Raw genomic sequence first — 9739 nt, 5'->3', positions numbered from 1 at the left:
TTTCAGTTCTTCGTGGTGGTTGAGGTGAAATGTAGCTTAGATATGTCTTTATTTTATCGTAAGACAAGGGGTCTTGTGAACAGGAGTGTCCACAAGACCCCAACATTTATTATAGAACCTTTTTTATGGTACCATAATACCAAAAAGGAGGCTCGTCCATGAAACTCTTGTTCCGCCAACGGATCTTTTCCTGGTTCGACAGCTATGACATCTATGATGAAGACGGCCATACGGTCTTTGTGGTGAAAGGGCAGCTGGCCTGGGGCCACTGCCTGAAGATCTGCGACCCCCAGGGCCATGAACTGGGACTGGTGAAAGAAAAGATCATCACGTTCCTGCCTAAGTTCGAATTGTATGAAGGGGGACGGCATATCGGCCGGATCAGTAAGAAGCTGTCCCTGTTCTCTCCAAAATTCGCCATCGACTTCAACGGCTGGAAAGTGGACGGGAATTTCCTGGAATGGGATTACACCATCCGGGACGCCCAGGGAAACTGGGTGGCCACCATCGGCAAGGAACTGTTCCACCTCTCCGATACCTATGTGATGGAGATCCGGGACCCCAGCGACGCCCTCCACGTGCTCATGTTCGCCCTGGCCATGGATGCGGAAAAATGCAGCCGGGAAAAGAAGTAGGGGGATTGCCATATCCCTGTCACTGGTTACTTGTCACTGGTCACTGGCCGCTGGAAAGAACCCGTGGCAGACGGGTTCTTTCGAATAAAATAGGACTGTGCTTTTCTTTTCATCCGTTGCTTGTCTAGCGCTCTACTGGAGAGGCAAGGACAAGCCAAAGGCGAGTCCGAGCCAGCATCATACAATGAAAGGCAGCCGCAGCCCGGCTGCCTTCCTTCGCCCAGTGACCAGAGACCAGTGACGGGCAGCTTTGCTGCCCCTAGACAGAAGGGGGTGTTGCACGCAACGTGCAATACCCCCTTTTCTCTATTCCATCTTCACTGCCATGCGCAGCCGTTCGATGCTCTGGGTCAGGTTCTCCAGTTTCTCTTCCATCCGTACTAGCAAGTACCAGGAGATGACCATGGGGAAGCCGTACTGAGCAGCCTGGCCGGCCAGCAGGGTCAGGTCGTCCATGGTCAGCCCTCAGCGCTTTCGTCAGCGGCCGGGTCTGCCAACAGGTCCTGTACGTCAGTCACCTTGGCTGCCTGGACGGTTTCTACCGGAAGGTTATTCCGGGAGAGGAAAATCTTGCTTTCCACCACTTTTTCCATCACCGGGAGCACCGCTTCCTTGTCCACGTCCGTGCGGGGATTGGGGATGCGGATGTTCTTGGTGGCTTTTTTGCTGTCTTTGAAGATCAGGTCCAGTTTCCGGGAATCTGCCATCTGTCATGCCTCCTTTACGCTTCTTCCGTGAGCTGATGCCGTTCCACCACGTACAGCCCGTGGGGAGCTTCTTCCATCAGTCCGCCGAATTCTTTGCCCATTTCCGCCAGCTGTTCCGCCGTGGCTTTGGTGTCCAGGTTGTCGTAGCTGATGTTCTTGAATTTGGGCTGGTCATTCTTATCCACGCCATTCTTCACTTCCAGCTGCAGGGTCACTGCAGTCAGATCTTTCGTTGCTGCCATGTGAGCATTCCTCCTTTGGATAAAGATTGATATGGTAAGGGGCGGTGCCTGGAGGCCCCAGTCACTAGTTTCCAGCCGATGGAAGGAAAAAGGCTCAGGCTTTTTTTCTCCTCATCACCCACTGATAATACAGCCCCTTGCCCCGGAGCACTGCTCCTCCCTTGCGCCAGACACCGTCGTAGTCTTTCAGCTTCCACAGATCCCACCGTTCGAAAGCGGGAGTCCCGGCCATGCTCGGCCCGTAACCGTCCAGGTCGGCAGCCTCTGCATGGGTCATGACATGAGTAGGCTCCAGAGGGAGTTTCCAGACATCTGACAAGGTGGCCAGCAGGATGGATACGCTTTCCACCTGCAGGGGAGTGGGGGGATGATCCCCCAGGTCGAAGGTGCCGTCGGCATAGAGCACAGCATCTTTGGCACAGCACAAGGCGATGCCCAGGCTGCCGGTATTCCGGTTCCAGGTGTGGGGGAGGGTTTCCGTCCAGTCCCGGGTGCTGGTGACCAGGCTCCCGTCCCCCCGGATCAGCAGGTGATATTCTGGGAAGAGCTGGTCATACCCTCCCGCCGTCCAGTGGAGATAGATCTTCCGGATGCGCCCCCGGGCCCTGGAGGCCAGGTCCAGAAGATCCTGCCGTCTGATTTCTTCCATGTCGTCGCCTCCTTACACTGGATAAGAGACGGAAGAGAGGATTTTTTCGAAAGAAAATCATTTTTTCTTGAGAAAAAGAAAGGCAGAGGAGACCCTTTATCCTGGAGAACCATAAAGAAAAAATTCGAAACAGAATCATATTAACAAGAAAAATAAAAATTGACAGATAAATTTCCGTATTTTTGAACGGTTAAGGATAAAATCATCGCAATTACTTGACGAATCAATAAAATCTGATATAATAAAATTATCTGATAAAATTTATCTACTAATCCTACTACGATTCCAACAGAGGAGTGATCCCCTTGCTGCTCAACGCTTACCAGGGAATTGATTCCTGGAAGTGCGTATCCCGCACGGCTCAAACCATCAATCACACTACGTACAACCGTTTCAAATACGTTCATTTCGAGGATTCCTATCGTCGTTTCTGACCCTGTGCAGGAGGCGTCTGCCTTTCTGGGACCAGGGCTCTTTGTGGTACGTCCCAAAGAGAACTGTTCCGCTGCACGGTTTTTTTATGGCTGAATTGCAGAAACTGATGAGACGGAATCCTGTTTTTTATGCAGAAAATCTGCCCGAATGGAATGCCAGGAGTTTCGGCTCCTGGTATTTTTTTGCTTTTTCATTGATTTTGAAAGGAGTGTTTCTACTATGGCAAACCGACGTATGATCAGCAGAGAGGTGGTCAAGAAAGACCATTTCCTGCGCTTGCAGCCTTCTGCCCAGGGGCTTTATATGCACCTGGTCCTGGATGCAGATGATGATGGAATCGTAGGGAACCCTCTGGCCATCATCCGCTATACCAACTGTACAGAGGATGATATCGCTGAACTGGACCGCCTGCATTACATCCTGACATTCACCACTGGGGTGGTGGTGATCCGCCACTGGTTCTATCACAACAATATTCGCAAAGATCGGTATCGGCCCAGTACTGCCCGAGAAAAACAGTATATTACATTATCTCCTGAAGGCCTGTATGTAATCAAAGAAGAGTGTAAAGAATACTGGGCGTCAGGGTTTTGGGATCTTGGCAACCAGGATCCGATACCCAGTCAACCAGTAGGAAGACTACATTGGCAGCCTAAGGAAGATGACCTGGCAACCACCTGGCAACCAGATGGGGAAAGCATGGCAGCCGAATGGCAGGCTCCTGAGAACGAAAAAAGGGGAATCGATTTTTGATGAAAATCTGAATAACCGCATCTAGACTGGCTTTAGAGCATCTTGGCAACCAGGTTCCACAATCTGGTTGCCAGGTGGTTGGATTTTGGTTGCCCCAGGTTAGGTTAGGATAGGGTAGCATAGGTTAGGTTAGGATAGGGTAGCATAGGTTAGAAGAAAAACTGATGAAAAAGAAAAATCCTGACAACCATCTGGCTGCCAGGGTCTTTGGAAAGGAGACATGGTGGTGGAAGAAAAGAAACAGGCTTCTGGAGAAGCTAAACTGGATTACGTGGAAGTGACCAATCTCATGGGTCAACCCGCTTACGTGAAAAAAGAGTATGTGGAAAACAGCCGATTCCAGATCGGACAGGTGAAGGCCCAGCAGGAAATCTGCCGGACCTGCAGCGGGGAAACCTGCCGGCAGCCCATTCCAGGGATGATGCCTCTTTTGACCAGTTATCGGGGCTGTCTGTATTTCCCGCTGACGCCCTGTCCTCGGAAGAAGCTGCGGGAACGGAAAATCCGGATTCAGGAACGGAGGCAAGAAGCCAACCTTCCCAGCCTGTTCCAGGGGAAGACCTTTGCCGATTACCAGCTGACGGATGGAAACAGGCTGGCGGTGCGGATGGCCCAGCGCCTGGTCCGGCAGAAAGATCCGGGAAAGGGCCTGTATCTTTACGGCAGCCGGGGTACCGGCAAGACCCTGCTGGCGACCATCGTGGGGAATCTTCTGGTCCAGCAGGGGCAGCGGGTCCTTTTCACCGATACAGCCCAGCTCCGGTGCCGGTTCCGGGAGAACCTGAAACATCCAGATGATCCGGACCGGAGCCTGGAAACGGCAGACTGCCTGATTATCGACGACCTGGGATCGGAACGGTTCAATGCCTGGGGACTGGAACAGCTGGCCCGGGTCATTGACATCCGATACCGGCAGCAGAAACTGACCCTGGTGACCAGCAACGACAGTCTGAAGACCCTGGGAGAAAAGATGGCCCAGGTGCGGGGAAACGCCGGGAAGCAAGATGCAGAAGTGGCTGCCCGGATCGTCAGCCGTCTGGCCGGGATGACCGTGCCCCTGCCTTTCTATGGGCTGGACCGGCGCTGGGGAGCGGAAAACGCAAGGATCCACCGCAGCCGAAAGGGCGGAGAAGGAGCAATGGACCTATTCGGAAAGGCTTGAAGGAAGGAGGCACCATGGAAAAAGAAAGAGAACTGGAAGAACTGCTGGTTTTGGCAAAACAGGGGGACCAGGAGGCACAATTGGCCATCGTCACCGCTTTCCGGCCCCTGGTGCGGAAACTGGCCGCTCAGGAACGGGACTTTTCCCGGCGGCCGGACCTGGCCAGCCAACTGGTACTGGGGCTCCTGGAAGCCATCCGGAAATATCCGGGGGAAGATGCCAAAAGGTTCCCCGGCTTTGTGAAGACCCATTTGACCTATCTGCTGTTCCATTACATCCGGAAAGAAGTACGCTGGAACAAACTGAAGGAGAAGCTCTATGACCAGACTCAGGAACCATGTTACACGGAAGACTTTACCCTGCGGCTACAACGGAGGGAACTACAGGACGCGCTCCAATGCCTTACCCCCGCCGAACAGCGGCTCGTCTATCTCGCTGCCAGCCAGCGGACTCCCTGGAAATCCCTGGGAAGGGCCTTCCAGAGCCCAGTGTCAACGCTTTATGGACGCTATAAAAGGGCCCTGGAGAAGGTGAGGAAGGGGCTGGAGGAGTAAATCTTATGTCTGGGAACCTTAATCGCTGTCGGGACCCTACGGATCCCACGGCAGTTTACGAGCGGAACAATGGATGGAATCTGCAGAAAAAGCACATTAGTCCCGTGCTTGCAGACTTCCGTTCCTACAACGACTGTGTTACCCAATTCCTGGCATCCCTTGCAGCAGGGATTTCCAGGACTACACCATCGGTCCTGCTGACTCGGGACTGATGCTGACTCGATTTTCATTCTGGAAAAGGCCGGCGATCCATTTATGGGACCGCTGGCTTTTTGTCCGCTTTTTGGGACGGAGGAGGGGGTATAATAAAATTGAAGGAAGAACAGACAGAAATTTGTTATAATAAAACACAGAACACAGCAAAGGAGGACGAGGGGATTGCCGTTGGAAGAAAATAAAGCCATAGGGGTGCCACAGACGGATCAGGCCCAGGACGTTCCCCTGATCAAATCCAAGGAACGGGTGCAGAAGCATGGAGAGGTCTTTACCCCGGATTGGATGGTGAAGAAGATGCTTTCCTATCCGGAAATCCAGGAAAAGCTCCAGGATATGCACGCCACCTTTTTAGAAATGCAAATCCCCGTATTGATAAAAGAACTTTTCGCACCCCAAATCTTGAAAATCGCTTGATATATGGGCTTTTGAAGCATGCCGCTTCGGAAGTCCATTTTTTATTTTTCGGCAAAAAATTCATTTGCACATTTTTCGTATCAAATTTTCTGAAAACCAAAATGCACAACATTTGAACGGTAGGTTAAAGGGTATCGTTCTATGGTTTGATAATCGTTCATGATTTAGATGACAAAAGACTCCGTGCAGACTATATCAGTTTGCACGGAGTTTTTTTAATCATTGATTGTTTCCAGAATATCCTCGACACGGCAATGAAGAGCTCCACAGATTTTAAGCAGGACATCAGTTGTGATGTTAGCACCTTTACCGAGTTTTGCAATTGAAGCGGCGCTTACGCCGGCGGCTTCTTTTAATTCCATTTTGGTCATGTTTTTGTCAATCAACAGCTTCCATAGTTTATTGTAGCTGATGCGCATTTTATCTTTCTCCTTGTTCGATACCCATCATCATATTGAAGTGCTGTTCTTGATTCATGTATTTGAAAATCATTCTAAATGTGTTCCGGTAGAGCTGTTCATCAAGAAAGTCGTCCGTATAGTTGATTCCATCATTCACACTGGAATTATCGGAAATAATGTAGGAAAGAAGCACTTTCGCCATCTCATATCGCTCTGGAGTTTCTCTACCATTTTCATCAAATAGAAAGTCGTTCTTATGGTCTTCCAGAATACGCTTCCTTAGATCATCCTCTTCATACCCGCAGAGTTGTAGGAAATAATATTCTAGAATCCTGCGAATGGTGCTCTTTAACGGGATACCGCTCCGGACTTCCTTATAAGATTCCCAAAGGGCAGCGTAGGAGTTCTTAACAGGATTGACATTCATCATTTTGGTAGGGCAGTCGGGGTTCTGCTTTTCAAACAACTGGACGGAAGATTTATTGTTGATTTTGCGGACCAGGTAAAAAGATACAAAGTCCCAATTCCGGGCATAAAGATAAGTTACTTCACGATGGAAATAGGCATTGTGGGTAAGAATGAAAATCTGCTTGATGAAATTCCCAGATGCTGCTGGTTGTCGGTTATCGATATTGTTCCGACAGATATGGATCATCTTACGGATCTGGGCACTCACGATGAAAAGTGTACCACTATCCATACTCGAAACAGGATCATCAATAACGACAATTTTTTTTCGAGCATTGTCGTCAGCATCGGTGCTTCCGAATACAGTTTGCTGGAAATACAGGAAAGCAATGAAATTCTTTTCTCCTTCACTAAGGTCGTGGGCAATTTCATCTTCTCCCGTTGCATCATTGGTACGTACTACCGCGTAGTTTCGGACCGGTGAAGAAATCTCCCGTTTGATTGAGCCATCTGGATTTTTTATTTCTTCCCAGTGGGGGCAGACTTTGAATCCCTGGAATCCGGCATCTTTTAACATGAGGTTTATGTTGTTCATGGCGGACTCAGTTTCTTTTGTCTGGCTGTTCAGATCTTGGATTTCTTCTTTGATGTTTGTAATTTCCTCGGTTTGGCTATCAATGATATCCTGTTGTTCCTTTAGCTGTTCATTAATGGTAGAGGTACTTTTGTTGAAGGCTTTGATTGAGTCCTGCACTTTGAATGACATCAAAGAAAAGACTTTGTCTCTGCATTCTTCTTTTTTCCTGGGGGCGTTGGTAACTACTGTGTTGTTATCGGAAATCAGCTCATTGTAACCCCTAATCATTTCTTGGAGTTCTTCCAATATTGGGGCGGTTTTTTCCAGTTTGATAGGCTTCGATGGCTCGGCCACTTTTTCTCTTATCAGAGCTATATTTGTGGAAATGATTCCCTTAAGGGCCTCCAACTTGTTGTTGTAAGGCTTTACATCAAGAACAGGATACAGCGGATCCGGAATTTTAAACAAGGGGGCATATAGGGTGTTGGCTTCCTTTCTGTAATCATCAAGGAATTTTGACAGTTTTGAGAGGTTTTCCTCGTATTGATTATCAAAGCTAGCTGTCAGTAATTTTTCAAATTCTGATGGTAAAAGCTGTGAACAAAAAGGACATCTCCCATCAGCTTTGCCATGGTATGCAGCATGGCCTTGGCGTACCCATTCAGATGCGTTGATTTTCTTCCAGAATTTTGCAAGCTGGGTATCTGAGGAATTGACAATCGCAACAGACAGAATGTCATAGCCGTCTATGTTATCAAGTACAGTAGTATCGGCAATTGAATTAAAATGCGAATAAATCTTTGACGTGGAGGAATAGGCAGAATCATACATACGCTTAAGTTCATCCAGATTACATTCTGTAGAAGAACACTGTTTCACTTTTTCGGCAAAATTAGCCTTTGACTTGAGATACCCAACCTGTGTCTTTGGAAATGCTTCACGAAGTTTTTTAGTTTTCTGCCAGATCAATTCGCAGAATTTATTACGGATATTCTTTTTGGCATTGTTTAATTTCTCCTTTTTATTCGTGGCATCTGTTACTTTTTCCTGTGCTTCATCCAGTTGCCTTGTAGCATCATCAATCTTGTCCTGGATTTCAGCATTTTCCTCGGCCATAGTAAAAACACCTGGAAGGTTATGAAAATTCTGCATATTCCGGTTTATGTATTCCTGGTTGAAGACTAGTACTTGGTAGTCTGATGCAGATCTTCCAGGAGTATATTCAACACCAGTCCCGGATTGGATTGCTTTGGCAATGGTGGATTTTCCCGTACCATTGTTTCCAAAAAAGTAGTTGATATAGGTAGGCGAGATGCTGGTGTTGGTGTCTTTAAAGGTTGCAGCATCTACTCTAATTTTCCTTATTTCACCTTGAAATTTTTCATTCATAAGCGGTCACCTTTAAATAGCCGGCTGGGGGAGATCCATTAGTCCGGCTTCATTGAAAGCTTCAAAAAGATTAACTTTATGGACAGACCAGGCACTGTGATTCAAATATGTAATGGCGCAACTCATGTTTAAATCAAAATAAATGGCATATTTCTTTTCACAAAGTATTTTTTGCGGGAATAATCCTATTGGATGGAATGCCACTCTAATTTGGTTGCCTTCATTTTTTACTTGTGTAATATATGCGTAAATCGCATTCTGGTCAGGGTTCGGAATTCCATGGTACTCGGTGTTTTCCATACAGACAAGAGCTGGGAATGTCTTTAGTTCGGTAATCCCTTTTTCTGATAGGGATGAACAACGGGCTAATATTTCTTCTGGAACATATCGTTGACCTAATGCACGGTCTAATGGAAAAGTGACATTATTGGTTTTAAAGACGTCTGGATCACAGGTAACAAGAAGCTGATAATACTTTTTACTAAAGTTGTGAATTGCTATCATTTGGGCGGCACTATTTGGTGCGCCTTGATTAGCTAAAATTGTAGTGTTGAAGATGACTTGGCATCCATCCATATTGTATGTTCTGTTATTTTGGTTCTCTATATACGTGCTGTTAATTGGGCGTACTTTATTGGGGCCAGGAGCCGTTAAATCATTCATGCCTTTTTTCTCCTCAGTCATTAAATGTGACGTTACAATCTTTTAAGTTATACGTCTTAGATTCGCTATGGCCGATATTTGTCTGATTCTGGATAATTGTAATGTGGGGGCCACTTTGCGTTGTCTCTACCTTCTTTCAATTTTTGTGTGGTAACTTAATGAAAAAAATTTTCTGATGTTGAGACAATACAATAGAAACTTTCCTTGAAAATTAAGAAAAAGTAATACCCTTGCATATGATTTTAAAAAAATCAACAAGTTGTAAAACTGTAATGACAGGCGGGCGTGTTGAATGAAAAAATCAAAAGTGTTATAATGGCAAAGGAAATATTTGACTTGTTGTTAATATGTTGATGATTAATACAACAATTGTCTGTCGCATATTTCAGATATATAACCTGTTTTCTAGTCAAGTCCATATTTGTGTGTAAATTTCCTTTAGGTATTCAAAACACTATGCTGCCGCCATATTTTGCTGCCGGATAGCGGCTCTTCTCAGTTCAGACGGCGTATTAGATGCCATCATCTCCGCAT

Annotated in this window: 13 protein-coding genes and 1 pseudogene; 6 read left to right on the top strand and 8 right to left on the bottom strand. The window is 47.1% G+C overall.

Going from position 1 to position 9739, the window contains the following annotated elements:
• Positions 1 to 158 precede the first annotated feature (158 nt).
• On the top strand, positions 159 to 635 hold the full coding sequence (locus ACTUHY_RS12500) for an LURP-one-related/scramblase family protein (RefSeq protein WP_442827957.1): 477 nt from the start codon (positions 159 to 161) through the stop codon (positions 633 to 635).
• Positions 636 to 941: 306 nt separating this feature from the next.
• Here the strand turns inward: ACTUHY_RS12500 and ACTUHY_RS12495 are convergent, their stop codons facing one another.
• The 5 genes from ACTUHY_RS12495 to ACTUHY_RS12475 all read right to left on the bottom strand — a co-directional run bounded on the left by ACTUHY_RS12495 (position 942) and on the right by ACTUHY_RS12475 (position 2640).
• Positions 942 to 1091, bottom strand: coding sequence for a YvrJ family protein (locus tag ACTUHY_RS12495; RefSeq protein WP_083236257.1), 150 nt, complete (start codon positions 1089 to 1091; stop codon positions 942 to 944).
• Between the two features lie 2 nt (positions 1092 to 1093).
• Positions 1094 to 1342 carry a DUF2922 domain-containing protein gene (locus ACTUHY_RS12490; RefSeq protein ID WP_075580654.1) on the bottom strand — a complete coding sequence of 83 codons (249 nt, stop codon included), beginning with the start codon at positions 1340 to 1342 and terminating at the stop codon, positions 1094 to 1096.
• Positions 1343 to 1356: 14 nt separating this feature from the next.
• Positions 1357 to 1584 (bottom strand): DUF1659 domain-containing protein, encoded by a 228-nt coding sequence (locus tag ACTUHY_RS12485; protein ID WP_442827956.1) that lies wholly within the window; start codon positions 1582 to 1584, stop codon positions 1357 to 1359.
• A gap of 94 nt (positions 1585 to 1678) precedes the next feature.
• Positions 1679 to 2233, bottom strand: a complete 555-nt coding sequence (locus ACTUHY_RS12480) for a peptidoglycan recognition protein family protein (protein ID WP_442827955.1) — start codon at positions 2231 to 2233, stop codon at positions 1679 to 1681.
• Between the two features lie 140 nt (positions 2234 to 2373).
• The gene (locus ACTUHY_RS12475; RefSeq protein WP_442827954.1) at positions 2374 to 2640 is read right to left on the bottom strand and encodes a hypothetical protein; all 267 of its coding nucleotides are present in this window, start codon (positions 2638 to 2640) and stop codon (positions 2374 to 2376) included.
• A gap of 113 nt (positions 2641 to 2753) precedes the next feature.
• On the opposite strand from ACTUHY_RS12475, the gene ACTUHY_RS12470 reads away from it, so the two are divergent.
• The 5 genes and pseudogenes from ACTUHY_RS12470 to ACTUHY_RS12450 all read left to right on the top strand — a co-directional run.
• Positions 2754 to 2906 carry a hypothetical protein gene (locus ACTUHY_RS12470; protein ID WP_442827953.1) on the top strand — a complete coding sequence of 51 codons (153 nt, stop codon included), beginning with the start codon at positions 2754 to 2756 and terminating at the stop codon, positions 2904 to 2906.
• On the top strand, positions 2903 to 3421 hold the full coding sequence (locus ACTUHY_RS12465) for a hypothetical protein (protein ID WP_442827952.1): 519 nt from the start codon (positions 2903 to 2905) through the stop codon (positions 3419 to 3421). Before ACTUHY_RS12470 ends, ACTUHY_RS12465 begins: the two co-directional genes overlap by 4 nt.
• A gap of 226 nt (positions 3422 to 3647) precedes the next feature.
• Entirely contained in the window at positions 3648 to 4583 is a 936-nt protein-coding gene (locus ACTUHY_RS12460) for an ATP-binding protein (RefSeq protein ID WP_442827951.1), read from the top strand.
• 14 nt (positions 4584 to 4597) lie between these two features.
• Positions 4598 to 5137, top strand: coding sequence for a sigma-70 family RNA polymerase sigma factor (locus ACTUHY_RS12455; protein ID WP_442827950.1), 540 nt, complete (start codon positions 4598 to 4600; stop codon positions 5135 to 5137).
• A 441-nt stretch (positions 5138 to 5578) separates the two neighbouring features.
• A pseudogene (locus tag ACTUHY_RS12450) lies at positions 5579 to 5707 on the top strand (methylase); the annotation flags it as partial.
• A 275-nt stretch (positions 5708 to 5982) separates the two neighbouring features.
• Here ACTUHY_RS12450 and ACTUHY_RS12445 read toward each other — a convergent pair.
• From ACTUHY_RS12445 to ACTUHY_RS12435, 3 genes are read right to left on the bottom strand one after another with little or no spacing between them, the layout of a single operon-like run.
• Positions 5983 to 6186, bottom strand: a complete 204-nt coding sequence (locus ACTUHY_RS12445) for a helix-turn-helix domain-containing protein (RefSeq protein ID WP_330224444.1) — start codon at positions 6184 to 6186, stop codon at positions 5983 to 5985.
• Between the two features lies 1 nt (position 6187).
• Positions 6188 to 8542, bottom strand: coding sequence for an AAA family ATPase (locus ACTUHY_RS12440; RefSeq protein WP_442827949.1), 2355 nt, complete (start codon positions 8540 to 8542; stop codon positions 6188 to 6190).
• Between the two features lie 12 nt (positions 8543 to 8554).
• On the bottom strand, positions 8555 to 9205 hold the full coding sequence (locus tag ACTUHY_RS12435) for a hypothetical protein (RefSeq protein ID WP_442827948.1): 651 nt from the start codon (positions 9203 to 9205) through the stop codon (positions 8555 to 8557).
• Positions 9206 to 9739: the final 534 nt, after the last annotated feature.

This window comes from Acidaminococcus nyctereutis (assembly GCF_052216985.1).
Lineage (GTDB): Bacteria > Bacillota > Negativicutes > Acidaminococcales > Acidaminococcaceae > Acidaminococcus > Acidaminococcus fermentans_A.
Note: the sequence above shows the minus strand (reverse complement) of the source record. Positions and strands in the feature narration are given on the sequence as shown.

Coding starts and splice junctions, on each gene's coding strand:
- ACTUHY_RS12455 (WP_442827950.1), top strand. CDS start 4,598: ATGGAAAAAGAAAGAGAACTGGAAGAACTGCTGGTTTTGGCAAAACAG.
- ACTUHY_RS12480 (WP_442827955.1), bottom strand. CDS start 2,233: ATGGAAGAAATCAGACGGCAGGATCTTCTGGACCTGGCCTCCAGGGCC.
- ACTUHY_RS12445 (WP_330224444.1), bottom strand. CDS start 6,186: ATGCGCATCAGCTACAATAAACTATGGAAGCTGTTGATTGACAAAAAC.
- ACTUHY_RS12500 (WP_442827957.1), top strand. CDS start 159: ATGAAACTCTTGTTCCGCCAACGGATCTTTTCCTGGTTCGACAGCTAT.
- ACTUHY_RS12495 (WP_083236257.1), bottom strand. CDS start 1,091: ATGGACGACCTGACCCTGCTGGCCGGCCAGGCTGCTCAGTACGGCTTC.
- ACTUHY_RS12470 (WP_442827953.1), top strand. CDS start 2,754: ATGGCTGAATTGCAGAAACTGATGAGACGGAATCCTGTTTTTTATGCA.
- ACTUHY_RS12465 (WP_442827952.1), top strand. CDS start 2,903: ATGATCAGCAGAGAGGTGGTCAAGAAAGACCATTTCCTGCGCTTGCAG.
- ACTUHY_RS12485 (WP_442827956.1), bottom strand. CDS start 1,584: ATGGCAGCAACGAAAGATCTGACTGCAGTGACCCTGCAGCTGGAAGTG.
- ACTUHY_RS12475 (WP_442827954.1), bottom strand. CDS start 2,640: ATGAACGTATTTGAAACGGTTGTACGTAGTGTGATTGATGGTTTGAGC.
- ACTUHY_RS12435 (WP_442827948.1), bottom strand. CDS start 9,205: ATGAATGATTTAACGGCTCCTGGCCCCAATAAAGTACGCCCAATTAAC.
- ACTUHY_RS12440 (WP_442827949.1), bottom strand. CDS start 8,542: ATGAATGAAAAATTTCAAGGTGAAATAAGGAAAATTAGAGTAGATGCT.
- ACTUHY_RS12490 (WP_075580654.1), bottom strand. CDS start 1,342: ATGGCAGATTCCCGGAAACTGGACCTGATCTTCAAAGACAGCAAAAAA.